Genomic DNA, 24,730 nt, shown 5'->3' on the forward strand with positions numbered 1-24,730 from the left:
AAATATTTGAATAAACACGGAAAACCACCAAGTTGTGTCGTATGACATAGTGAGGTGGTTTTTATGCGTTGCCAACGTTGCGGAAATGAGGACATGAACTATTTTTATCAAGATGAGGGTGTCTGGTATTGTCGAAAATGCATTGGGTTTGGCAGAGTAGATGTCGGAAAGGAACCAATAACGCGTCCATGCATGCGCAGACGATGTAAGTGTCACTACACGCTGCCCTATCCTTTAACGCCAAAACAACAAGTCGCAGTTGCCTCCATTATGCAGTACCTAAAAGAAGGCAAAGATGTTTTAGTGTATGCCGCTTGCGGAGCCGGTAAAACAGAATTAACAATGGAAGCAATACAATGGTATTTATGCCAAGGAAAGAAGGTGGGCTTTGCGATCAGCAGACGACAGGTCGTCTTAGAAATACAGGAACGTATGCAGCAGGCATTTCCTATGCTACAGGTCATTGCGGTATGTGAAGGATTTACGGATATCACGGATGGAGATTTGATTATTTGTACTATGCATCAATTATATCGCTATCATGGCTGGTTTGATTTGCTCATTATGGATGAAGTAGATGCGTTTCCTTATCGTGATAATGCTTTATTGGAAGCAATTGCGATGCATGCGTGCATCGGACAAAAGCTCATGCTCACAGCCACACCGGATGAAGATATGCTAGAAAAGGTGGAAAGGCAAGAAGTTTGCATGGTGGAATTGTTTCAGCGTCCGCATGGCTATCCATTGATAGAACCGCAGGTATATCAGATGCCAAAAGCTTCGCAGATAGTTTGGATGCTTTATTTTTTACGTAAACAAAAACATGATGGTATACAGACTTTGGTATTTGTTCCGACGATACATATGGCGAATACATTGTATCGTTTCTTACGACTGACACATCGTTGTGCCGTATTCACCTCAAAAACAAAAGAGAAAGAAAAGGTGATAGATGAATTTCATGAAAAACGATATGATTTCTTAATCACGACGACCATTTTAGAAAGAGGTATCACCATTCGCGGTATTTATGTGATGATCCTATGTGCCGATCATCCCATTTTTCAAGAGGCCAGTCTCATCCAAATGATTGGGCGTGTTGGTCGTAACATCGAAATGCCGAAAGGGAAAGGAGTGTTTTTATGCAGCCACAAAACCACTTCTATCAAACGCTGCTCCATCGCCATTCACAAGATGAATCAGACATTGTAGAGCATTGTCTGTTATGTTTTCAGAATGTACATAAACAAGAAGATATCTTTCATTATGTAAAACGTTCTTCTTTCTTATGCGGGGCATGCCGAAAACAGTTGGAGCCCTTATGCAAGAGCACGAAGTTGGACTCGCTGCAATTGTCTATGTTGTATCGTTACAATGATTTTTTAGAAAGCATGATCTTTCAATTTAAAGAAGGTAGGGATATTGCCTTGCGTCCTGTGTTTTTTCATGAAGTTATGCAGGAACTTAATGACAAATTTCGACAATATGCCATTGTATTAATGCCTTCCAGTAAAGAGAAGATGTTGGAACGCGGTTTCTTGCCAGTAAGGGAGATGCTGCAAGCTTGCAAGCTGGAAATCATTGAACCCTTTTATAAGACAAGCAATCACAAACAATCCTTACAAAATATGCAAAACAGGGCTCTTATTTCCCAGGTAATACAACGAAGAAGTGATGTTTCTTTGCCCCAAAAGCCCCTATTACTTGTTGATGATGTATGCACAAGTGGTTCTACCATCTTGTGTGCATACCAAAAACTCTTGCCGCATACATATAAAATAGAGGCGCTGGTACTGGCAGCACATCCTCTTTTTGTCGAATCCTGCGATGAAAAAGGTTTGCTAAAACGTATGCGATTCTCTATACTTTGATTGTTGAAATCAGGAAGGTGAAGTGAATGAAAGGTAAAGTAAAATGGTTTAACGCAGAAAAAGGATATGGTTTCATATCCAGTGAGGATGGCAAAGATGTCTTTGTCCATTATTCACAAATTCTACAAGATGGATACAAGAGTCTGGAAGAAGGTCAGACGGTAACCTTTGAGGCAGTAGAATCAGATAAAGGATTACAGGCACGTAATGTCGAAGTCTGTTCATCTTAATTTTTAAGATTTAGCGTAACATAAAAACATAGGATTCTTTAAGGTAGATCACCTTAAATCGCTACAATACAATTCATTTAGATTGTATTGGAAATGAAAAGGATTTGTAAAAGGAACAAAAGCTGTGTGTAAAAAATATACATTTTTGAAAAAATGTTTAAAATCGTTGTACTTCCAACAAAAACTGACGATTTTTTTACAAAACAATGTACTAAATTCATTGATTTTTCAATAAAATGTCTTTATAATTTTACTATGCAGTAAGGTTCGCATAGAAAGGTACAGGATTTAAGAATGCAAGGAAAAGTTAAAATGTTTAATCAAGAGAAAGGATACGGATTCATCACATTAGAAGATGGCAGAGATGTATTCTTTCACTACTCTCAGTTGATGATGGAAGGTTTCAAAACAATCGATGCTGACGCAAAGGTTGAATTTGAACTTGTTGAAACAGAAAGAGGTCTTCAGGCTCACAACATCGTAAAACTTTAAAAAAGTGTAAAAACAGGCAGAAGCCTGTTTTTTTATGGTGTATCCATGACAAGTTTGTGTTACAATAGAAAAGGTAATTTGTATTAAATATTCACGATTAAAATAGTGAAAACGTATGAAAATATGACAAATACATATAGTGGAGGTTTTTCATGGCGAATTTTATTGAACGATTATTAAACGGCGAAAAGAAAACATTGCACAAACTGGAGAAAATTGCCGATGCGGTTATTGCATTGCAAGATTCCATGGAGGCATTGAGTGACGATGAACTGCGGGCTAAGACGCAGGAATTCCAAGAACGTTACAGCAAAGGAGAAACATTGGAGGATCTGCAGGTGGAAGCTTTTGCGGTAGCTCGTGAGGCTGCGCGCAGAACCATTGGCGAATTCCCTTATAAGGTACAGATTATGGGTGCTGCTGCCATGCATGGCGGTGACATTGCCGAGATGAAGACTGGTGAAGGTAAGACCTTGACATCAACCATGTGCGTGTATCTGAATGCATTATCACAAGAAGGTGTACATGTAGTTACCGTCAATGAATACTTAGCTAGTCGAGATGCGGAATGGATGGGACAGATCTATCGTTTCTTAGGGTTAAGCGTTGGGGTAAACTCACGTCCTTTATCACCATTACAAAAACGTGAAGCATATAACTGTGACATCACTTATACGACAAACTCCGAATTAGGTTTTGATTATTTGCGTGACAACATGGTTACGGATGTTAAAGATCGTGTATTGCGCGGCTTGCATGTAGCAATCGTCGATGAGGTCGATTCCATTTTGGTCGATGAATCCAGAACACCATTGATCATTAGCGGCGGGGCGAAGAAAACAGCAAACTTATATTTACAGGCAGATGCCTTTGCGAAACGCTTAAAAGGCGACGATTATGAAATTGATGAAAAAACACGTCAGATCATGCTGAGTGAAAAGGGTGTTCATAGTGCAGAACGCTACTTTAAAATCAAGAACTTATATGATATTGAACATACGCAATTGGTTCATCATATTACCCAGGCCTTAAAGGCAAACTACATTATGAAAAACGAAGTGGAATATGTCGTTCAGGATAATGAGATTGTCATCGTCGATACCTTTACCGGACGTACGATGCCTGGTCGTGCATATTCGGATGGTTTACATCAAGCGATTGAAGCTAAAGAAGGTGTGCCAATTAAAGAAGAAACAACAACCTTGGCGACAATTACGTATCAGAACTTCTTCCGTCTGTATGATAAGCTGGCTGGTATGACCGGTACAGCCAAAACTGAAGAAGAAGAATTCTTAGATATTTATAACATGCGTGTTATTGAGATACCAACCAACCGTCCGGTTATCCGTGAAGACTATCCGGATGCTATCTTTGCCAATCCTCGCTTGAAATTCAATGCGTTGATTGAAGAAGTAAAAGAGTTATATGCGAAAGGGCAGCCGGTATTGGTCGGTACAATTTCCGTTGAAGCCAGTGAACTGGTACATCAGCTGTTACAAAAAGCACGCATTCCACATGAAGTATTGAATGCGAAGAACCATGCACGAGAAGCGGAAATCATCGCCAAAGCAGGTCGTCCGAAAAGTGTTACCGTTGCGACCAACATGGCAGGTCGTGGTACCGATATCAAGCTGACTGAGGAATCAAAAGCACTCGGTGGTTTGGCTGTCTTAGGTAGTGAGCGTCATGAATCCAGACGTATTGATAACCAGCTGCGTGGACGAAGCGGTCGTCAGGGTGATCCTGGTTTCTCTCGTTTCTATGTATCTTTAAAGGATGAATTGATGATTCGTTTCGGCGGCGAGAAGTTTGAAAAGCTGTTTGATTCTTTAGGCGATGCTCAGATTGAATCAAAGATGGTTACCAAATCTATCACCCAGGCACAGAAACGTGTCGAAGGCTATAACTATGACGTTCGTAAACAATTGCTGGATTATGATGATGTTTTGCGTAAACAGCGTGAAATCATGTATGAACAGCGTAACTTTGTCTTAGAAAACGAAGATGTTCATGGCATCGTTCGCGATATGATTGATCGGGTCATTGAAAATGTTGTCAATGCCAACGTTGATACTTCAAAACGTGAAGATAATGTCGATTATGATGGTATCCGTCAAGGTCTGGAAGTATTAGGTGTAGCGGCAGAAGATAATATAAAGGTTGAAAATCTGCGTGGTAAAGATGCCGATGAAACAGCAAAATATTGCAGCGATTATATTTTCCAGCTGTATGATGATAAGATCAGTGATATCCGTGATGAATTTAAACAATTTGAAAAAACCATCGTTTTACGTAATATGGACCGTAACTGGATCGAACATATCGATATGATGGATAAACTGCGCAATGGTATTCATTTGCGTGCCTATGCACAAAACAATCCATTGCAGGCCTACATCGAAGAAGGTTATGAGATGTTTGAAGAAATGCAGGCAAGAATTGCCCGTGAAGTTGTCTTCTTCGCTATGAAGGTGCAAATCGAAAGAAAGGAAGCATAAATGGAACTATACGAAATCAGGCAGGGGGTGAACACTCATCAGGCGAAACTGAAACAGCTTGGTGAGTCACTTTGACTTAACTGCCAGACGCTATAAAATACAGGAGCTGACAGCGAAAACGTTGGAAGAAAGCTTTTGGAATGATCCGCAAAAGGCACAAGTCGTCATTCGTCAGTTAAATGCCATCAAGGATGTTGTGGATAGCTATAATGCGTTACAAAAGGCATTAAGCTCACTTGATGAAACACAGGAACTGTTGAAGGAAGATTTCGATGAAGAAATCTTTGAACTTTTTGAATTAGAATATCAGGAGATGGAAAAAAACTTTGCTGATTTTGAAATCAAGGTCTTGTTGTCACATGAATATGACCATTCCAGTGCGATTTTAGAGCTGCATCCAGGAGCCGGAGGAACCGAATCCTGTGATTGGGCAGATATGTTGTATCGCATGTACTCTCGCTGGGCGGAAAAGCACGAATTCAAAGTCAGTGTGCTGGATTATCAGCCGGGGGATGAAGCCGGTATTAAATCCATCACGTTCTTAGTAGAAGGTGATATGGCTTATGGCTATCTCAAGGCAGAAAAAGGTGTTCATCGTTTAGTGCGTATCTCTCCTTTTGATGCCGGAGGAAGACGTCATACCTCTTTTGCGTCTTTGGATGTCATGCCTCAATTTAATGATGAAATTGAAATTGAGATTAAACCGGAAGATTTAATCGTGGAAACAAAACGTGCCAGTGGTGCCGGTGGTCAGCATATTAACAAGACGGATTCTGCCGTACGCATGGTACATAAACCGACCGGATTAGTCGCAACTTGCCAAAACGGACGCAGTCAGCATGAGAACCGTGAGGAAGCATTGCGTGTGTTAAAGAGTCGCTTGTATCAAAAGATGATTGAGGAACAAGAGGCAAAGTTGGCGGAAATCAAGGGTGAAGTTAAGGCGAATGAATGGGGTTCTCAGATTCGCAGTTATGTCTTCCATCCTTACAGCATGGTAAAGGATCATCGCACCAATCATGAGACGAGTGATGTGCAAGGTGTCATGGACGGTGATTTAGATGGCTTTATCTTTGCTTATTTAAAAACGTTAATTCAATAAAGGTTCTCTATATAAGACTGACATTCACAAAACAAGGTGACATTTCTTTTAGGATAAAGCTGATAAGGAAGTACCACACAAAACTAACTTAACGGCTGACAAACAGAGTTACAACAAGGAACAGGCAAGAAGCGGGGAGCTTCTTGCCTGTTCTTTCTGTTCCTATAGGCATGTGTGAAAAGGACAAATGTTACGCAATAGAACACCGTTTTCGAAAAGGGAGTATAAAACCCTTACCACCTCATTTCTGCGTCTGTAAAGTAGCATAAATCAAAGCTTTTTTGCATCTACTTCGTAACATAAACCCATACAGGGTACACTTAACCGCTATCTTGCCGATATTAACCAACAAGCGGAGCATATGTTCCATAGATTGATTAAGGAAATGGCAGAAAGGCAGGGTGTGATGGAAATACTAAGCAGAGCAACTTTGGGAATGGATAGGATTGATGAACAACATTCAAGCCTGTGCAAGAAAGGTGGTCAATAGTGAATTGATTTACGCATAACAAGATAAATGATTGGGCGGTAAGCCTGTTCTTGGTTTATCGTCCTTGCCTACCCATAAGCAAAATAAAAAATACCATCGATGGCAGTGCTTACACTGTTTATCATGATCATTGACAGTATTTTTTGTTTTGCTATTTAAAAATATTTTGAAATAGACTTGTAAAAATAACGCAAGGCTGACATAATCCATGTAAAGATTATTTGAAATAGGTGGAGGCGTGATGGGGTGGCTATAAATAAAGTGTTAGCTGCTTTAGCAGACGATACTCGCCGAAAAAATCTGCTAAAGTTACAGCAAGGAAAAATAAGTTCAAAAGATTTAGCTATCGCATTGGATATGACACCATTGGCATTGTCATACCATTTATCTAAACTAAAAAAGGCAGACTTGATTTACGAAACATGATATAAAAATTATATTTACTATGAATTAAATTTATCTATCCTTGATGAAACAATTATTTGGATAGTAATTTGCATGGAGGTCAACAATGAAAAAGAAAAAAATCGTTTTTTACACTCTTATGTTTTTACCATTGATAGTTGCTCTAATTGCCTTACAATTCTTGCCAGAGCAAATCCCGGCTCATTATGATTTGAATAATCAAGTAACACGTTGGGGCAGTAAATATGAAACACTAATTTTTCCTGTGATTACAGTTGTCTTCGGATACGTTATGCTTGGAACGGCTAAATATTTTTCAAAAAACGAAGAAAATGGAAGTAATAACGAAAATGTATGTATTGTAGCTGGAATGGTATCTCTTGCTCTGTTTAATGCCATGACGGGTTATTTTCTGTATGCTGATTTCAATTCGATTGAAAACCTTTCTTCGATTGCTCTAGATATCAATCAGCTTTTATTTGGACTGCTTGGCGTTTCGATGATTATTTTAGGCAGTATTATGCCAAAATTACGAATGAACGCAGTTGTTGGGCTGAGAACAGTATGGAGTATGAAAAATGAAGCGACATGGAAAAAAAGCCAACGATTTGGTGGTATTTCATTTATCGCTGGAGGTGCTATTATAATTACAGTATGCTTTTTAACAAAAGGTTTTACCTGCTTTTGGTGGACAATGGGCGTCATAACAATTCTTCTGGTTGTTGACACCTACTATACATTTAGATTATCTAAGAAATATTGATATAGTTATGTATTATAATTAAAGTAATTGATAGTGGTTGAAAGTACGTAATTATTCGAAACTTACAGAGAGAATGTTATGGAAAATATAATCGGAGCTGTTATTTTAGGGATTGTGGCTATAGTATGTTTTGTTTTTAGCTATTTGCAGTTTCATGAAAAGGGATTCTTGTTTAATAATGCTTATATATACGCTTCTAAGCAAGAAAGAGAAACTATGGTCATATTCACTCAATGTATTTTCAGCTTTGCCTATCCAATCAAGATGGTCTGTCAACAAAAGGCGTACTGCATTTCGTTCTTTATCTATCCCAATACATCAATAACATTTGCATTATCTATTGCCATTTTTATCACTTCCACAAATTCTAGTTTCTTTTCATCTTCTTTTCCTTTTTATTTCCTTTCTTAAAAAATCTTACTACATACAACTGTTAGCAATGGGCACACTCCCCCCATAAACATTCCATACATCTTTTGAATATCTCGGTATTCCACTGTTGTAGACTTAATAGCTAAGTATATTATGCAAATAATGGTAGCTAATTGCATCAATACGCGTATGATTATAATATATCGTGGAATTACCGTTCCCTTTCGTACTGGTATTAATAAAATCCATTTCATATATTTAGAAATGAAAATTCCACCCTTCGGTTTTGTTCCTAAACCTATAACACCAGTCAATAACATTGTCCATATGTATATAATTGCAATTTCCATATTTCCTCACTCTAATTCCTATTCATCCCGAAAAAGCGGAATTTTATTACTCGATGCTTCCTAACATTTGAAAAATAAGATCAATAGTTTTTCCCTTACTCAAATGCGAATGTTCTATATTTTTCTACTGCATTTTTATAAACCCACAATCTTCTAAAAAACGGAAAAAAATAAAGAAATCTTCTTTCCTATTATACTGCAATCATTATCTAAATTTGTAATTTTCTATAAAGTCATCAAGAAATTTACTCATGAAACCTCCAAAATACAAATCTCTCTACATCCCAACAAATTCAAATATGTCGCTTTGTTTATACTACATTTTACCACATCCCTCCTATGAACATTTCTATCACAGTCGCCCCGTTCGTCTGTTTCCCATGAGCGGGCGAATATTTTTTGCTTTTGTTTGGAAGTTTGCCCTATCTCCATCGTGGTAAAGAGAAAAAATATTTTTCTAATATTGTCAAAGCCTTTGGCATTTTTCATTTTGCGGTGGTGAAGGTATTGAAAGGGTTTGGGAATATCCCAACAAGTAGATAATTGTTCGCGCTTTCGGCAAGTCTAGCAGGCACCGCAGGCAGAAAATTCAACTTATTTAAAACATCATTGGGGAACTGAAACAGGATGAGGACAAGCAGACGATTGAACGGCAGAGAAAAAGCAAGACGGCATAGTTGAAGCTATGCCACCCTGTCACATGATTAAATTACTTCCTTACGGGTGTTCACCATTGCCAAAGCGTCCCTTTTTTCTTTTCTTAAAATAACGATATCTCATACAAAAGTCCTACTACTGTGGTATAATAACGGATGGGATGTTAAGGAGCACGAACATGAAAAAAGAAACCTATGGAATGTTGATAGATGTAATATCAGTAATAGCAGGGAACCTCATCATTGCCCTTGGAGTCAATCTGTTTATTTTGCCATCCGATATATTATCAGGAGGCGTAGCGGGTATCGCCGTAGCCTTACAGCCGGTTTTTCATCTGCCGGCCACCTTAGTAATCAATGGATTAACAATTGCATTGTTTATCGTAGGCGCTATTGTATTAGGCAAACAGTTTGCTATGAAGACGATTTTAAGTACCATCGTTTATCCTTTGTTTATCACGGTAACGCATGAAATGTTTGCGAATGTATTTATCACCAATAATGCATTACTGGCAAGTATTTACGGTGGTGTCTGCATCGGCGTAGGCATTGGGCTAGTCTATCGTGTAGGCGCAAGCACAGGTGGAATGGATATACCACCGCTGGTAATAAATAAATATACCGGTATTCCTTTGCCAACGTTGGTAATGTGCATAGATGGTGCTACGGTATTACTAGGTGCTAGCACATATGGCATTGAAGCAGCCATGATTGGCTTAGTCTCTGTCTGGATTTGTGGACAGATCATTGATAAGGTGATGACCATCGGCAGCCATGAGGCTAAAAACATCATGATTATTTCGGATAAATATGAAGAGCTGATGCAAGAAATTTATACGAACATCAATCGCGGCGCAACAATTTTGCATGCGGAAGGCGGTTATACAAGGAAACAAAAACCGGTGATCATGACGGTCGTTATGAAAAAACAATTTCCTGTATTGGATCGTATCATTGCCCATGTGGATCCGGAAGCCTTTGTGATTGTGAATGATGTCAATGAGGTACAAGGAGAAGGTTTTACATATATGCAAGGTTTATAATCTTAAAAAAACAGTGCCGCCTGAATGTGCAGCACTGTTTTACTTTTGATGTTGTTTTAGCAAATTGGAGTTAAGGAAATGTAAGAATTTTACAGCTCGCAAACTTTTGGAAATGACTGCTATTTATGTTATAATGAAACGCGAAGGAGTGATAGAATGATTCTGTTGAAAAATGTCTCAAAATCATACAGAAATGGAGTTCATGCACTCCGTGATATCAACCTGGAAGTAGAAGACGGTGAATTTGTTTACATCATAGGACCAACCGGCTGTGGCAAATCCACACTCATCAAAATATTAGATGGTGAAGAATTGCCGGATGATGGCGAGGTATTTGTCAATGGTATCAATGTCGGTAAGTTACGACATGCGAAAGTACCGCTATATCGTCGCAATATCGGTGTAATATTTCAAGATTTTCGTTTACTCCCAAAGATGACCGTCTTTGAGAACATCGCTTTCGCTTTAGAAGTTCTGGCCATGGAAAAGACGGCAATCCGTCGTCGTGTCCGTGAGGTTTTGGAACTGGTCGATTTGCAAGATAAAGCCAAAGCCTTCCCGGAACAATTATCCGGCGGGCAACAACAAAGGGCAACCATCGGCAGAGCCATTGCCAATCATCCTAAGGTACTCATTGCGGATGAGCCAACCGGCAATCTTGATCCAGAGAAATCCATTGAGATCATTCAATTATTAGATAAGATCAATCAGGTAGAAAAGACGACCATAGTCATGGTAACGCATGATGAAAAACTGGTAAATGCATATAAAAAACGAACCATAGCCTTAGAAGAAGGATTTATCGTTGCCGATATAAAGAAAGGCGGATACATACAACATGATTGAGTTTGTGAAATATCTGCCAAAACATGTGCTGAGTGCGCTGAAAGGGTTACAGCGCCATATGGCTATGACGATTTCCAGTGTTTCAGCAGTCAGTGTAACACTGCTTCTGATGGCACTGTTTTTTGTAATTGCGGGCAATGTAGAAAATTTCACGCAACATGTGGAAGGCGATTTAAAGATTCATGTGGCAATTGATTCCATTGCCGATCAAGACGCCATTACGGCAATGAAGAAAGAAATTGCCAAGATGCAAGATGTGGCAGCTGTGCATTTTAGCTCCAAAGAAGAAGAATTGGATGCGTTGATCAAAGAAAGCGGCAGTGTCTTTCAACGTTATAAAGATAAAAATCCCATGCCCAATGTATTTATTGTAGAGGTAAAAGAAGCATCAAAAATTCCTAGCGTTACCAAAGCCTTAAATGCAATCGATGGTATAGAAAAGGCCGAATATGGCGGAGAAAGCATTCAGCATATGATTGACACCTTCTCTTTTATTCGCAGCAGTGGTTTTATCTTTGTTTTGGCATTATCACTGATTGCCTTATTTCTGATTACCAATACGATTAAAATGACAATTTATACGCGGAATACCGAATTATCCATCATGCGTTTTGTGGGCGCAAATAATGCGTACATAAAAACACCATTTATGATGGAAGGTATGTGCATCGGCATCTTAGGTGCTATTCTGCCGATTGCCTTGATGTGTATCGGATATAGTACTTTATATCACATGCTGAATGGGTATTTTTTATCCAGTATGTTTGTGATGCAGCCACTGTATCCCTTCCTGTTACAATTGTCTGCTGTCTTAGTAGGCAGCGGAGCGCTTGTCGGTGTTGCGGGAAGCTTTCTGGCGACAACGAAATATTTGAGGTGGCGAAGATGAAAAAATGGAAACAGATCACACTGGCAGCTTTCTTATGTACCTGGGTAGTGACATCTTCCCAGTCAACATCAGCTTTACGGGCAAATGAGTTTGAAGGAAATGAAGATGCCTGGGTCAAACGCTGCAGTGTTGCGCAGAGCAGTTCCGAAATGGCAACAAAATGTGCACAGTTTAAAACATATTATGCCAAACAAAGCACACAGCTCCAAAATGAAGTCAGTAGTCTGAAAAAACAAATCAGTGCCTTGGATGACAATATAGATAAACTGGCTGCAGCAGTAAAAAAACAAGCATCCTTAGTCAAGACGATTGAAAAGAAAATTGCCATGAATGAGGCCAGCATTCGTCTGATTAATTCAGATATTAAAAAACTGAATGAGAAAATCAATGCATTGCAACGTTCCATTGATGAACGAAATGCTATTATCATCAAGCGAATGCAGGATGAACAAGCAACGATTGGTACGAATATGAGTTTGGAAATTATCATGGGCTCGCAAGATCTTTTAGATATGATTCGCAAGATTGATGGATTGAATCGTATCAATGAACAGGATCAGCGTGAAATTGATAAGATCAAAGAAGAGAAACAGGAACAAAATTTACAAAAAAGTGAAAAAGTGCGATTAAAAACAGCTTTAGAAGAAACCAAAAGGAATAATGAAAAGGCCAAAAAAGAAGCTGAAGAAGTGCGGAAACAGAAACAAGTGCTGCTTGATAAATTCCGCAAACAGGAAGAGGCACTGGATGAAAAGATGCGTTCAGTAAAGGTTGATATTTCAACAATACAAGAGAATATGATCAATATTACGAATGCTCCAAATGGTTCCTTTAATTTTACGACAAGTGGCAAATTAGCCAAACCGGTCAATGGTTCTATATCGGCAAATAGCTTCTATTATCCAAACGGTGGTGTGCATTTAGGGTTAGATGTAGCAGTTTCTTTGCGTACGCCTATTTATGCGCCGGCAAATGGGGTCATTCTATACGCAAATAATCCGGTTTCTACAAATAGTGGATATATCGGCAATACAACAGGGTATCCAGCCGGCACCGGAAATTCTATTCAGATGCTGACAAGAGTTGATGGAACGACCTATGCGTTATCGTTCTTCCATATGGCACAGGAGAATTTCAGTGTCCGCGCCGGACAGAAGGTAAGTAAGGGACAATTATTAGGTTTAAGCGGAAATACCGGGAATACAACAGGTCCGCATTGCCATTTAGAAGTCATCAATCTCGGTAATATGGCAATAGATACTGCCATTAGTCGTTTTCAGTCAACTGCGGATTTTGCCTGGGGCAATGGCTGGGGATCTGCCGGTTTGGCGAATGTGTGCAGTGTAAAAGGCCCACCATGTCGTGAGCATCCCGAAGATGTATATGGCTATCGATAAGAACAATCCAAAAGACAGGAGTGAAACGTATGATACGATTAGAAAATGTTTCAAAGGAATATAAAAACGGGGTTCATGCTCTGCGTGATATCAATCTGACCATCGAGGATGGCGAATTCGTTTATATTATTGGTCCTACCGGCAGTGGGAAATCTACGTTAATCAAACTGCTGGATGGCGAAGAAATACCAAATTCCGGCACGGTTATGGTAGAAAACATTAATGTCGGAAAATTAAAACACTCTAAAGTACCTGTGTATCGCAGAAATATCGGTGTTGTCTTTCAGGATTTTCGACTTTTGCCACGCATGACGATCTTTGAAAATATCGCTTTTGCATTGGAAGTTATCGGAATGAAAAAAGTAGATATTCGACGCCGTGTGCGGGAAGTGCTAGAACTGGTTTCCTTACAGGATAAAGCCAAAGCCTTCCCAGATGAATTAAGCGGCGGACAGCAGCAGCGAGCAACCATTGGCCGTGCTATTGCCAATCATCCAAAAGTGCTGATTGCGGATGAGCCAACGGGGAACTTGGATCCGCAAATGTCGGCGGAAATCATGGATTTGCTGGAAAAAATCAATGAAGTAGAACATGCGACCATTGTCATGGTCACGCATGATTCTACCATTGTCGATCGTTTCAAAAAACGCACCATCTGTCTGGAAGAAGGCTACGTGATAGCCGATATCATGAAGGGGGGCTACTTGAAACATGAGTAATTTCTTTCGTTCCTTGCCCAAGCATATAAAAACCGCCTTTATAAGTATCTTTCGCCATTTGGCCATGTCTTTATCTGCCATCAGCGCTGTTACGGTAACTTTATTATTGTTTAGTACCTTTTTGATGATTGCAGGTAATATTTCATTATTCACAAAAAATATTGAAGATGATCTGCGGATTCATGTCGTGTTGCAACCTGATGTGGTGAAAAAGGCGGATCTTGATAATGTACAAAAAGACATTGAAGGCGTACAAGGTGTAAAAAAAGTGACTTTTTCTGATGCCGATCATGAATTGGAACTTATGATTAAGGAGCATGGAGAAGATTTTAAAATGTATCGGGGAAAAGAGAATCCCTTAAGTAATGCTTTCTTTGTTTCGGTGAAGGATGCCGATACCATTGCGACTATCAGTAAGCAGATAGAACAATTGGATCATGTAAAACAGACGATGTATGGAGGAACCAGTGTACCAAAGATGGTGTCCATGGTTGATTCCATTCGTTTTGGCGGTATGATCTTTGTCATCTTATTGACTCTTTTGGCACTCTTCTTGATTAGTAATTCGATTAAAATGACCATTTATGCCCGCAATGCTGAAATTGCCATCATGCGAAATGTCGGTGCCACCAATTGGTACATCAAAGTTCCGTTCATGTTGGAAGGTATCCTAATTGGCTTATTGGGAGCCATCTTACCATGCATCTTTACATATTTTGGTTATCCTTATTTATATGAAATGCTGGGCGGTCAAATCGTCACAAGCTTATTTGGCTTACAACCGATATATCCATTCACTTTACAAATCTGTGCCGCTTTATTAGGTTTTGGTATGTTGGTAGGCTTGATAGGCAGTTTCTTATCAACGACGAAATATCTGCATTGGAAACGTTAAGCAAAAAATAGTATGAGTATGATAAAATGATTCATCTTATATGGTGAAGCCTGACATCATGCTCTTTTCTTTATGCACCTAACGATTTTTAGATGTTCATGAAAGGGAATTGTGAGAATGTCAAGAGTCTGTTATAATCAACATAGAACTATGAAGAGGAGAGATCAGATGTATGGATAGAAAAAAAGTGATGAAAATAGCTGTCATAGGAGTGTTATTGTTGAGTTTCTGCTTTCTGATAACTGCCCCTATTCATGCCGATGTAGGAAATTCCTTCAGTGGCGGCGGCGGACACAGCTCAGGAGGAGGTGGGGGATACTCCCATTCTTACGGCGGTTCCGGTGGATTAAGTGGTATTTTCTTTCTATCAAGTTCACCGATAGGAATTGTTGTGCTGGTCTTATTGGTTTTATATGCTGTATATAATATGCGAAAAGGAAAGGGAACAGGCAATACGTATACTTATGCCAATCCCGGCATTAAATCTAATGAAGGTATCTTTGAAGAGGAAATCATTGCCCGTATCCAGGAAGAAGATCCTGCATTCTCAGCCGAAAACTTTCGTAATTATGCAAGTGAAGTGTGGTTGACCTTGCAAGAGGCATGGGAAGCCAAAGATTGGCATAAGGTACGCCCATTTGAAAGTAATACTTTGTTCAATGTTCATAATCGCCAATTACAGGAATATATAGACCATCATAAAACCAATTACATGAATATGCAGAATGTCAGAGGCATTACGATTGCCAGCTATAGCAGTGATGAGGAACATGAAATTGTCCATGTGAAGTTAGATGCCAGCCTGCTTGATTATGTTGTCGATGATGACAGTGGCAAAGTGTTAGAAGGAAGTAAAACAGATTATGTATATCGTTCTTATAATCTTGAATTTATTCGTAAGAAAGGGATAAAAACAAAAGAACAGGAAGGTACAGCAGTTACCAATTGCCCGAATTGTGGAGCACCTACTACGGTGACCAGCAGCGGACAATGTGAATATTGTAAATCCATCATTACCAATGGTGATTTTGGCTGGGTATTAAACCGTTACAGTCCATGGTAAGCATACTTAGACATATCCAATATATGACGAGGAGGTAAGCATATGGGATTAATTAAAGCAGCTATCAGCAGTGCGAAAACAACATTAGCCGATCAATGGCTGGAGTATTTCTATTGTGATTCATTAAGCGATGATGTACTGGTTAAAAAAGCCAGTAAACGTGTCGATGCCGGAAGTAACACGAAAGGCAGTCCGGATGTCATCACCAATGGCAGCGGTATTGCGGTTAATGAAGGACAGGCAATGTTGATTGTGGAAGATGGTAAGGTCGTTGATTTTACTGTAGAACCCGGTCGTTTTATCTGGGATTCTTCCAGTGAGCCAAGTTTGTTTGATAACGGCTGGCAGGGATTAAAGGATTCCTTTAAAACGTTTGGGAAACGTTTTACAATGGGTGGTACTGCCGGCAAAGATCAACGTGTTTATTTCATTAATTTAAAGGAAATCTTTGATAATAAATTTGGCAGTGCTACACCGATGGCATATAACGATCCAACATATCGTGCGATTTATATTCGTTATTTTGGCTCTTATACGTTCAAGATCAAAGACCCTATCGTTTTCTATACCAACATCAGTGGAAATATTAGTGATGTTTATACAAAAGCTGATTTGATGGAACAATGCGATGCAGAATTTGTGAATGCATTGGATGAAGCTTTGGCAAAATGTAGTGATGAAGGATTCCAATTTAATGATCTGCCAAAACGGCAGCGTGAAATTGCGAAGTTCATGAATGACACCCTCGATGAAGAATGGCGTGAACGTCGGGGAATGGAAATTGAAGCTGTCGCAATCTCTAAGGTTACACCGGATGATGAATCCAGAAAACGTATTGAAACCATCGATGATGCCATTATGTTATCTGATTCTCGCGTAGCAGCCGGAAGACTTGCTGGCGCACAGGCCAATGCTATGGAGAATGCAGCCAGTAATGAAGCCGGAGCTTTTACCGGATTCTTAGGTATGGGAATGGCCAATGCAGCAGGTGGACAAGGTGCTAATATGTATAGCGGCATGCAGCAACAAGAAGATAATCCTTTCTTCATGAAGAAGGAACCAGCCTCATCCAAGCCGACATGGACATGTGCTTGCGGCGCTGTCAACAGTGGTAACTTCTGCAGTGAATGCGGAAAACCGAAGCCGCAAGAAGAAGGATGGACATGTGCTTGTGGAGCAGTCAATTCCGGCAACTTCTGTAGTGAATGTGGAAAACCAAAACCAACAAAAGGTTTTGTTTGCAGTAATGAAGCATGTGGCTATACCAGTGATGAGAATATGAAATTCTGTCCGGAATGTGGCAGCCCGAATAAAAACAAATAAACACGAAAAGAAGTGTGAACAGCACTTCTTTTTCATACAAAAAACGATGTAGCTGCGCATAAAAAAGTGCTATACTATACATAAAGCATACATAGGGGAGTGTTGTTATGGAGAAAGAAACCGGATATTTAATTATGGCAAGGAAGATGGCATATTGTTATCTTTTTCTGTTCGACAGTTTATTTCTATACTGATTTATCGACTATTTTTATAATCTGAATGCTTCTAAATACTATTTTTATATCACAATTACCGCAATCACGTTACTGATTAGCAGCGTGCTGCATGCTCTTCATAAGCTACAGCTAAAAAAAGATAATCAAACAACAACATGGAATTTTTCCATCTCGGATAAATTGCTTTTTCTTTGTATTAGAAGCTATCCGATAATAACCATGATAAGCGTTTACCAATCATCTTCAAATTGCTTAAGCACTTTTCCTATATGGTGTAGCAATTGTAAGGATATATTGTAAAAATATCGCGATTCATGTAATTTTTGACATAATTAAAAAGAGATATATGAGATAATATATATACGTGAAGTCGGGGTAGGTGAGTAAGAAATGAATGTTGCTGTTTATAATTTTTTATATGCACTCGCCATCACCTATTATCTGGATACTCTTTTGACAAGAGCATATGGAAAAACTTCCCTGTACATCCATCTTATCTGTAATTTGTTCAGTTCCATTGTTATCATGAATATTTTTTATGAAGAACTATTGATGCGCGAATTCTTATATTTTAGCAGTTTGCTTTTTATTATCTGCTTCTTGTATAAAGACCGTTTATTATGGAGAATGGTCGTTCTTGTGATCCTTATGCTGATGGTTCCTATCTTGGAAATCCCTTTGGATCTTTATGTAATAAATTGTACCACGTATTCACCTGAAGTATTTTTACAACAGTATCCGATAACCATGCCATTATTAGGGCTTTGGAATTTTATTGGTTTATGGCTAGTATCATATTTTTTAAGAAAAAGACGGCACGCGGTTTTACACATAAATGTGTATTTGACAGTGTTGCTTTTATCATATTTCTTATTAATTTTTTTTATACCGTTGTTAATTTACTTACAAGATTTTTTAAAAGCACAATCACCAATTTTATTAATGATGGAAATCTTGCTGCTATGGTTAAATCATTACGTATTGAAAAAATACTATGACAGCACGCTGCAAATCAAGCGAATGCAAAGTAATACCCAGGCGATGTTAGAAGAGGTTGAACAGATGAAGGAGTATAAGATGGAATATAATCAGATCTTGCGTCATGACTTAAAAAATCAATTAGCGGCATTAGAACTCATATGTAGAAAAGATATTACTACTAAAAAAAGGGAAGATGAATAGAAATGCAAACAGCGGATACATCTTTAAATTTTTTAATTTATAATGTGCTCTTATCGATTGGCATTGCTTGTTTCTTTGATTCTTTACTAGAACGAAACTATAAGAAACTGTCTTTGCCTGCATGTATCATTATTTGCTCTGTGGCAGCTCTAATTACCGAAACCATACTTATTCATCAAGTCGTTATGCGTAATATTTTTACATATGCTTGTTGGTATTTCTCTCAACATATCTTTTATAAAGGATCAGCAAAACGATATGTCTTCCATATTCTAGCAATTAGTAGTCTGTTGATCTTGTCAGAATTGCCATTTGACTTTGTATTATTACTGCTAAAAGGGGATATCGCTTCTTTTTATGCAGAGCATACGGATGTTATCTTTCTATCACTTCTTTTGATATACCCATGCATGGTCTTATGTTCACGCAGTATACGAAAAAAAGACCATCTTACCATATCAATCGACCTGTACTTATGGATAATCTTTCTATTAGCCTTCTTTATGGTTGTATTGTTCCCGTTATTTGTTATTATCGGCGGTTATTATAAAAATGATATGAGAATATGTTTTGTATTGGCAATGGCCTGCTTTATCGGAAGTATGATTACCCTATGGGAATATGTGCGAAAGAAAAGGAGTGAATTAGCATTACATAACCATCAAGTATTTTATACAGAAGTGAATGACATTATTTAAACGATGTAAAGAAAAGAGATGAATATGTACGACTTTTTCGCCATGATTTGCAAAATCAATTAGAAACAGTCAAAACATTACAGAGGAGGAAGAATGATGATGCAACTTGTAGTCGTAGAAGATGAATATATCCAATTGGAAGAATATCGAATATTATGTGAACAATATTTGCAAGGGGAGCAATATAAAATCACTTGTTATATTGATGCTGAAGGTTTGCAAGAACATATGAAATTAGGGAAGCCGATAGATATTCTCATTATGGATATTCGCCTGTCAAATGCCAATGGTATTGAACTGGCAAAACAAGTTAAGCGAATCTACCCGCATACGGCAGTTATTTTTATAAGTGCTTATTTAGAGTACGCTCCTTTTGTGTATGAAGTTGACCATGTCTATTTCATTTATAAAAAAAATACCTTAAATCGCTTTCCTAAAGCACTGGCAAAAGCCATTAAGCATTATCACAATAAAGAGCGTAACATATTGCCGATTCATTGGAAAAAAGAAGTTATCTTATTAAGCATTCCCGATATTATTTATATCGAACGGGAAGGACGTAAAACAAATATCATTATGTGTGATGAAGAACAAACCGTTTATCAGAAGATCGATGATATTATGAATCAATTACCGGAGGATTTATTTATTCGTATTCATCACAGTTTTATTATCAATTTTGATTACATCCGCTCGTTTTCAAGAGATAAAATCATTATGAAAAACGGAAAAGAATTGCCTGTCAGTCGAAGCTATAAAAAAACCGCAAAAGAAAAAATTTATCATCTAATGGATGAAAGCATGGTGTAGTTATGAATATATTATCAGTTACATCTTTTCAGCTCTTTTACCAGACAATGTTAAACATCGTATTCGTATGGTTTTGCTATCGCTGTCTTACATTCAAAGGGAAATTATGGCAATACGGTATTTTCGCGCTCAACTTTATGATTTGTGATATGTTGCCATTTTTATCCAGTGACAGAGTCGTGCGATCACTGATTGCATATGCAGTAATGTTTGGTTTTGTTATTTTCTTATTTGAAGACCAAATCAAATATCGCATATTTGTGGCAATGACATATCTTATGATTTTATTCTTACCGGAGTTTTTGTTCGATTTTATTGTTATGTATATTTTGCATATTGATATAATGACTATCTTATTAAAACAACCATGGGTATATGGCATATGCTTTCTGATTACTTGGGGCTTTGCTTATCTTGTACAAAAAATCCTACGTTCATATTTTCAAATATCACCTTCCCGAAACCCGGAATATTTGTTATTATTTTGTGCCAGTGGAATGATTACTATTTTTTTGGCACCGGTATTTTATTTACTATGCTGTCCGAAAAACGAAATCAACTACTTTATAACAGGAATTGTCCAAAGTGTCTTTTTTATCATCTTTTGTTATGAAGCACGTCATGTCAGCCTTATGTATCAAAGACAAGAAAAGGTAAAAGCATCTTATGCTTCTTATGAATTGTTATTAAGAAATTCTGAAGATAATCGAATGTACCAGCATGTATTACATCATGATTTACAAAATTATATGGAAACAGCCCATATGCTGTTACATCAGGAGGAACAACATGATTCAATTTTTAAAGAAGAATAAAGAAATCGGTTTATTAGGTATCATGCAAGTGCTGATCTTCACTGTTTTAGCATTTGGGCAATGGCATAAAACAAGTGATATGTATGTATATGCAGGAGTATTCTTATTGCAAGTCATTTCCTGCATCGTGTTATATTATTTGTTTCGTAAAATATTTCGCAACATAGAAGAAGAGAAAAAACAAAGCATGCTGCTTAAGCAACAAAAATATGCCGAAGAACACAAAAAGGTGAAAGCGCAATTGGATAATCAGTTAGAGGACATTAAAGAGCAAGTTTCGTTTATGTTAAAAAATCTACAAATGAATGCGGAAAAGATGAGTGAAAAAGCATTCCATGAAGCGGTAAATGAGATTATTTCCAACAGTGAGCAGCTTTATCAAGTAGATTTTTGTGATAACAAAACGATTGATGCTATCCTGTATAATAAATCACTGTTAGCGAAAAGCCTGCATATACCCTTTGATATCCAAGTGCAAATACCACAACAGCTCAATATTGCATATGTCGACTTGATATGTGTCTATGCCAACTTATTAGATAATGCAATTGAGGCAAATTGCCAAGTTGATGAAACACAGCGCATGTTAAACATAACTTCGGCATTAAAAATGAATCAGCTGATCGTTAAGGTAGAAAACGCAAAACCTGCCAATCTACACATTGATAAAAACAGCGGGAAAACGACAAAAACAGACACGAGTGAACCGCATGGACTGGGGTTAAAAATTTTACAGCGGACAGCTGAAAAGTATCATGGAGATATGTTAATTCGGGATAAGGGACATGAGGTAAGCATCACCGTGTTTATGGAAAATGTAAATGTTGGTACCATATCGTAAAAACATCAAGTTTCATGTCATTATTCGTAAGGCAGCGATTCCTTTTTCGACTATAATAAAAATGATTGATTAATAAAGAAAGGTGGAACAACAGAGATGAAAAAAATTTTAAAAGGAATTATCGCAGGTGTATTGTCAATATCTTGTATGATGTTGCCAGTCGATGTGGAAAATACAACATTAGGGATGTCAAAGGTAAGGGCAGCAGAAGATGATGGATATCAAGTTGTTGACTTTGATGCTTCAGATAGTATGGAAGGTGCAGTTGTTACGAAAAATGGTAGCCTCTATATGTGGGGACGTAATACGGATGGCGAAGTAGGGGACAATACGACGATTGCCAAACATATGCCTACGCGCATTATGGGAGATGTCAAGGCGGTTGAAAAAAAAGAAAGGTCAACCGTTATTTTAAAAACAGATGGAAGTATATATACTAATGGATCAAATCGATATGGAGATTTGGGCATTTCAGCATCTTGGGATACTAAGAAACTTACACCAACTAAAATTATGAGTGATGTAAAAACCTATATACCGGGGTCGGATTGTGCTGCTATAAAGAAAAATGGCGATCTGTATACATGGGGCGGTGATTCTTTGTCTGCGATGACGGGCCAAGGAAGTAAAACGAGCACACCACCTAAAAAATTAATAAGTAATGCTGTGAAGTATAAAAGTTATAAATATTATACCGGTGCTTTATCTGCAACGAGCAATTTATACCTATGGGGAACTGGTGAAAATGGTCAGATGAAATTGGATGATGTGGCAGACTTTGACATAAAAGATCATTTCTGGGGTGTTTTAAAAAATAATGGTGATTTATTCTTATGGGGAGATAATTCTAATGGGCAAATCGGAAATGGAACGAATACGAAACAAGACACACCAGTAAAAGTCATGAGTGATGTAGCGTCTTTTTGCATAAACGACAATCGTTCTGCCGCTATTAAAAAAGATGGATCTCTTTATATGTGGGGTGAAAACTTTTATGGTGAAATTGGTAATGGAAACGATATGGAATATGAAGTAACGAAGCCAGTAAAGATCATGAATAATGTAAAATCGGTTTCTTTATTTCAAAATATTACGGCAGTGATTACAAAAGATGATGACTTATATATGTTTGGCAATAATAATGACAGCTTAATAGGGAATGGGCAAACAATGGGAAATCAAAAAAAGCCGGTTAAAATATTATCAAACATTGCATCTATTGAGTTATCGATTAATAACGGTCTTGCTTTATCGAAAAACGGAGAAGTTTACACATGGGGATTTAATTATTTTGGGCAATTAGGAAATGGAACCAAGACGGATTCTACTAAGCCAATAAAAGTTTTAACAAATGTCAAAAAAGCTAAATTAGTAGACAACTCTGTTTTAGCGTTGATGTACACAGGTGAGCTTTATGCGTGGGGTGAAAATGTAGGATACTTATTGGGGAATACAGGCTCTGTATCTACACCAAGTAAAATCGTACTGCCGAAAGTCAAAAGTCTTTCACAAGCAACAATGAGTAGTATCAATTCTGTGACCTATACAGGGAAAGAAATAAAACCTTCTGTCACTGTAAAATACGCTGACAAGGTCTTGCTGAATAATACGGATTATACAATCGCATATAAGAATAATACAAATGCCGGTAACGCATCGGTTATCATAACAGGAAAAGGAAACTTTACAGGCAGCATATCAAAAAGTTTTGTGATAAAGAAACGAAGCATAGAAAAGTTTTCATGTACAATGGGAAGTAATTATTCCTATTCAGGAGGACAAATCAAACCATCCATCACCATAAAAGATGGTACGAAAACGTTAAAGAATGGAACAGATTATACAGTTTCTTATGGAAAGAATACCGCATTAGGTAAAGGAACGGTAAAAATCAGTGGTAAAGGAAATTATACCGGTTCGATTACGAAGACATTTACAATTAGTAAACGAAGTGTCACCACATTAAGCTATGGCGGACTTTCTGCAAGAACCTATACGGGAAAGGCTATCAAACCATCCATTAGCGTGAAGTATGGAAAAACGACCTTAAAGAATGGACGCGATTATACAGTTTCTTATGGAAAGAATATTTCTCCCGGCAAAGGAACGGTAAAGATCAGTGGAAAAGGGAATTATACCGGTTCGATTACGAAGACATTTACAATTAGTAAACGAAGTGTTACCACATTAAGCTATAGCAGTCTATCTACAAGAACCTATACAGGAAAGGCTATCAAACCATCCATTACGGTGAAATATGGAAAAACAACTTTAAAAAACGGACGTGATTACACACTGTCTTATGGAAAAAATGTAGCAACCGGAAAAGGCACAGTAAAAATCACCGGAAAAGGCAACTATAGTGGAACAATCACTAAGAGCTTTAAGATCGTACCGAAAAAACCAAGTGTGAGTATCAAGGCAGGCAAAGGAAGCTTAAAGGTAACAGCCAAAGCCACAGGAGCAAGCGGTTATCAAATAGCCTATGCCACAAGTGCTAAAGGAAAACTGAAGTATGTCACAAGTGGTACAAGTAAAACCTTAAAACTATCAAGAAATAAAACGTATTATGTAAAAGTAAGAGCTTATAAGACGATAGATGGTAAAAAGTATTATGGCTCTTATAGTTCGATGAAACCTTGCAAAACAAAGTAAGCTTAAAAACCATCTTATGGAAAGATAAAGAAGTGTTTCTATCGCGAATGTTGTGCGTTAGAAACACTTTTCTTTACTTGTACCATCTTCATCCTGTCATACGCTTTTTCCCCTATAATCATCATGTAACCGTGAAATATTACCTCTTT

Annotated in this window: 23 protein-coding genes; all 23 read left to right on the forward strand. The window is 37.9% G+C overall.

Annotation, left to right across the window (positions count from 1 at the left end):
- Positions 1–63 precede the first annotated feature (63 nt).
- Complete coding sequence (locus ACESSZ_RS04630; protein ID WP_270757361.1) at positions 64–1,212, forward strand: helicase-related protein; 1,149 nt, start codon at positions 64–66, stop codon at positions 1,210–1,212.
- Positions 1,143–1,871, forward strand: a complete 729-nt coding sequence (locus ACESSZ_RS04635; RefSeq protein WP_008978175.1) for a ComF family protein — start codon at positions 1,143–1,145, stop codon at positions 1,869–1,871. Before ACESSZ_RS04630 ends, ACESSZ_RS04635 begins: the two co-directional genes overlap by 70 nt.
- Positions 1,872–1,897: 26 nt before the next feature.
- Positions 1,898–2,101 carry a cold-shock protein gene (locus tag ACESSZ_RS04640; RefSeq protein WP_008978176.1) on the forward strand — a complete coding sequence of 68 codons (204 nt, stop codon included), beginning with the start codon at positions 1,898–1,900 and terminating at the stop codon, positions 2,099–2,101.
- A 294-nt stretch (positions 2,102–2,395) separates the two neighbouring features.
- Positions 2,396–2,593 (forward strand): cold-shock protein, encoded by a 198-nt coding sequence (locus tag ACESSZ_RS04645; protein ID WP_008690517.1) that lies wholly within the window; start codon positions 2,396–2,398, stop codon positions 2,591–2,593.
- A gap of 152 nt (positions 2,594–2,745) precedes the next feature.
- On the forward strand, positions 2,746–5,091 hold the full coding sequence (secA, locus tag ACESSZ_RS04650; protein ID WP_117547930.1) for a preprotein translocase subunit SecA: 2,346 nt from the start codon (positions 2,746–2,748) through the stop codon (positions 5,089–5,091).
- A protein-coding gene (prfB, locus tag ACESSZ_RS04655; RefSeq protein ID WP_499842697.1) for a peptide chain release factor 2 occupies positions 5,092–6,193 on the forward strand; the annotation gives its coding sequence in 2 pieces (ribosomal slippage) (positions 5,092–5,163 and positions 5,165–6,193; 1,101 coding nt in all). It begins immediately after the preceding gene.
- A 361-nt stretch (positions 6,194–6,554) separates the two neighbouring features.
- On the forward strand, positions 6,555–6,683 hold the full coding sequence (locus ACESSZ_RS04660) for a hypothetical protein (protein WP_270355647.1): 129 nt from the start codon (positions 6,555–6,557) through the stop codon (positions 6,681–6,683).
- 246 nt (positions 6,684–6,929) lie between these two features.
- Complete coding sequence (locus ACESSZ_RS04665; RefSeq protein ID WP_270355139.1) at positions 6,930–7,109, forward strand: ArsR family transcriptional regulator; 180 nt, start codon at positions 6,930–6,932, stop codon at positions 7,107–7,109.
- An 85-nt stretch (positions 7,110–7,194) separates the two neighbouring features.
- Positions 7,195–7,851 (forward strand): DUF1648 domain-containing protein, encoded by a 657-nt coding sequence (locus ACESSZ_RS04670; RefSeq protein ID WP_119983430.1) that lies wholly within the window; start codon positions 7,195–7,197, stop codon positions 7,849–7,851.
- Between the two features lie 1,557 nt (positions 7,852–9,408).
- Positions 9,409–10,272 (forward strand): YitT family protein, encoded by an 864-nt coding sequence (locus ACESSZ_RS04675; protein WP_117547934.1) that lies wholly within the window; start codon positions 9,409–9,411, stop codon positions 10,270–10,272.
- A gap of 156 nt (positions 10,273–10,428) precedes the next feature.
- The gene (gene ftsE / locus ACESSZ_RS04680) at positions 10,429–11,118 is read left to right on the forward strand and encodes a cell division ATP-binding protein FtsE (protein WP_008978182.1); all 690 of its coding nucleotides are present in this window, start codon (positions 10,429–10,431) and stop codon (positions 11,116–11,118) included.
- Complete coding sequence (ftsX, locus tag ACESSZ_RS04685; RefSeq protein WP_117547935.1) at positions 11,111–12,007, forward strand: permease-like cell division protein FtsX; 897 nt, start codon at positions 11,111–11,113, stop codon at positions 12,005–12,007. The genes ftsE (ACESSZ_RS04680) and ftsX (ACESSZ_RS04685) overlap by 8 nt, the downstream gene beginning before the upstream one ends.
- Positions 12,004–13,404 carry a murein hydrolase activator EnvC family protein gene (locus ACESSZ_RS04690; protein WP_008978184.1) on the forward strand — a complete coding sequence of 467 codons (1,401 nt, stop codon included), beginning with the start codon at positions 12,004–12,006 and terminating at the stop codon, positions 13,402–13,404. Before ftsX (ACESSZ_RS04685) ends, ACESSZ_RS04690 begins: the two co-directional genes overlap by 4 nt.
- Positions 13,405–13,433: 29 nt before the next feature.
- Positions 13,434–14,123 (forward strand): cell division ATP-binding protein FtsE, encoded by a 690-nt coding sequence (gene ftsE / locus ACESSZ_RS04695; RefSeq protein ID WP_008690529.1) that lies wholly within the window; start codon positions 13,434–13,436, stop codon positions 14,121–14,123.
- Positions 14,116–15,018, forward strand: a complete 903-nt coding sequence (gene ftsX / locus ACESSZ_RS04700; RefSeq protein ID WP_117547936.1) for a permease-like cell division protein FtsX — start codon at positions 14,116–14,118, stop codon at positions 15,016–15,018. The genes ftsE (ACESSZ_RS04695) and ftsX (ACESSZ_RS04700) overlap by 8 nt, the downstream gene beginning before the upstream one ends.
- Before the next feature lie 172 nt (positions 15,019–15,190).
- The gene (locus tag ACESSZ_RS04705) at positions 15,191–16,081 is read left to right on the forward strand and encodes a TIM44-like domain-containing protein (protein ID WP_119983431.1); all 891 of its coding nucleotides are present in this window, start codon (positions 15,191–15,193) and stop codon (positions 16,079–16,081) included.
- 42 nt (positions 16,082–16,123) lie between these two features.
- Positions 16,124–17,404 carry an SPFH domain-containing protein gene (locus tag ACESSZ_RS04710; RefSeq protein ID WP_008978188.1) on the forward strand — a complete coding sequence of 427 codons (1,281 nt, stop codon included), beginning with the start codon at positions 16,124–16,126 and terminating at the stop codon, positions 17,402–17,404.
- A gap of 566 nt (positions 17,405–17,970) precedes the next feature.
- Entirely contained in the window at positions 17,971–18,762 is a 792-nt protein-coding gene (locus ACESSZ_RS04715) for a hypothetical protein (RefSeq protein ID WP_117547938.1), read from the forward strand.
- Positions 18,763–18,764: 2 nt separating this feature from the next.
- Positions 18,765–19,460: a hypothetical protein gene (locus ACESSZ_RS04720; protein WP_270355137.1), complete on the forward strand. Its 696-nt coding sequence runs from the start codon at positions 18,765–18,767 to the stop codon at positions 19,458–19,460.
- A 96-nt stretch (positions 19,461–19,556) separates the two neighbouring features.
- Complete coding sequence (locus ACESSZ_RS04725) at positions 19,557–20,270, forward strand: LytR/AlgR family response regulator transcription factor (protein ID WP_270355136.1); 714 nt, start codon at positions 19,557–19,559, stop codon at positions 20,268–20,270.
- A gap of 2 nt (positions 20,271–20,272) precedes the next feature.
- Positions 20,273–21,085 (forward strand): hypothetical protein, encoded by an 813-nt coding sequence (locus ACESSZ_RS04730; protein ID WP_117547940.1) that lies wholly within the window; start codon positions 20,273–20,275, stop codon positions 21,083–21,085.
- Entirely contained in the window at positions 21,060–21,926 is an 867-nt protein-coding gene (locus ACESSZ_RS04735) for a GHKL domain-containing protein (RefSeq protein WP_117547941.1), read from the forward strand. Before ACESSZ_RS04730 ends, ACESSZ_RS04735 begins: the two co-directional genes overlap by 26 nt.
- Before the next feature lie 96 nt (positions 21,927–22,022).
- On the forward strand, positions 22,023–24,581 hold the full coding sequence (locus ACESSZ_RS04740) for an RCC1 domain-containing protein (protein ID WP_117547942.1): 2,559 nt from the start codon (positions 22,023–22,025) through the stop codon (positions 24,579–24,581).
- Positions 24,582–24,730: the final 149 nt, after the last annotated feature.

The sequence above is a fragment of the Eubacterium sp. 3_1_31 genome, assembly GCF_964249515.1.
Taxonomy (GTDB): domain Bacteria; phylum Bacillota_I; class Bacilli_A; order Erysipelotrichales; family Erysipelotrichaceae; genus Longicatena; species Longicatena caecimuris.

Excerpts from the sequence above, each read along its gene's own strand:
- ACESSZ_RS04715 (WP_117547938.1), top strand. The coding sequence starts at position 17,971 with ATGAATGTTGCTGTTTATAATTTTTTATATGCACTCGCCATCACCTAT.
- ACESSZ_RS04630 (WP_270757361.1), top strand. The coding sequence starts at position 64 with ATGCGTTGCCAACGTTGCGGAAATGAGGACATGAACTATTTTTATCAA.
- ACESSZ_RS04645 (WP_008690517.1), top strand. The coding sequence starts at position 2,396 with ATGCAAGGAAAAGTTAAAATGTTTAATCAAGAGAAAGGATACGGATTC.
- ACESSZ_RS04725 (WP_270355136.1), top strand. The coding sequence starts at position 19,557 with ATGATGCAACTTGTAGTCGTAGAAGATGAATATATCCAATTGGAAGAA.
- secA (WP_117547930.1), top strand. The coding sequence starts at position 2,746 with ATGGCGAATTTTATTGAACGATTATTAAACGGCGAAAAGAAAACATTG.
- ACESSZ_RS04720 (WP_270355137.1), top strand. The coding sequence starts at position 18,765 with ATGCAAACAGCGGATACATCTTTAAATTTTTTAATTTATAATGTGCTC.
- ACESSZ_RS04675 (WP_117547934.1), top strand. The coding sequence starts at position 9,409 with ATGAAAAAAGAAACCTATGGAATGTTGATAGATGTAATATCAGTAATA.
- ACESSZ_RS04640 (WP_008978176.1), top strand. The coding sequence starts at position 1,898 with ATGAAAGGTAAAGTAAAATGGTTTAACGCAGAAAAAGGATATGGTTTC.
- ACESSZ_RS04730 (WP_117547940.1), top strand. The coding sequence starts at position 20,273 with ATGAATATATTATCAGTTACATCTTTTCAGCTCTTTTACCAGACAATG.
- ACESSZ_RS04660 (WP_270355647.1), top strand. The coding sequence starts at position 6,555 with ATGTTCCATAGATTGATTAAGGAAATGGCAGAAAGGCAGGGTGTGATG.
- ACESSZ_RS04705 (WP_119983431.1), top strand. The coding sequence starts at position 15,191 with ATGGATAGAAAAAAAGTGATGAAAATAGCTGTCATAGGAGTGTTATTG.
- ftsX (WP_117547936.1), top strand. The coding sequence starts at position 14,116 with ATGAGTAATTTCTTTCGTTCCTTGCCCAAGCATATAAAAACCGCCTTT.
- ACESSZ_RS04710 (WP_008978188.1), top strand. The coding sequence starts at position 16,124 with ATGGGATTAATTAAAGCAGCTATCAGCAGTGCGAAAACAACATTAGCC.
- ftsE (WP_008978182.1), top strand. The coding sequence starts at position 10,429 with ATGATTCTGTTGAAAAATGTCTCAAAATCATACAGAAATGGAGTTCAT.
- ftsE (WP_008690529.1), top strand. The coding sequence starts at position 13,434 with ATGATACGATTAGAAAATGTTTCAAAGGAATATAAAAACGGGGTTCAT.
- ftsX (WP_117547935.1), top strand. The coding sequence starts at position 11,111 with ATGATTGAGTTTGTGAAATATCTGCCAAAACATGTGCTGAGTGCGCTG.
- ACESSZ_RS04635 (WP_008978175.1), top strand. The coding sequence starts at position 1,143 with ATGCAGCCACAAAACCACTTCTATCAAACGCTGCTCCATCGCCATTCA.
- ACESSZ_RS04670 (WP_119983430.1), top strand. The coding sequence starts at position 7,195 with ATGAAAAAGAAAAAAATCGTTTTTTACACTCTTATGTTTTTACCATTG.
- ACESSZ_RS04740 (WP_117547942.1), top strand. The coding sequence starts at position 22,023 with ATGAAAAAAATTTTAAAAGGAATTATCGCAGGTGTATTGTCAATATCT.
- ACESSZ_RS04690 (WP_008978184.1), top strand. The coding sequence starts at position 12,004 with ATGAAAAAATGGAAACAGATCACACTGGCAGCTTTCTTATGTACCTGG.
- ACESSZ_RS04735 (WP_117547941.1), top strand. The coding sequence starts at position 21,060 with ATGATTCAATTTTTAAAGAAGAATAAAGAAATCGGTTTATTAGGTATC.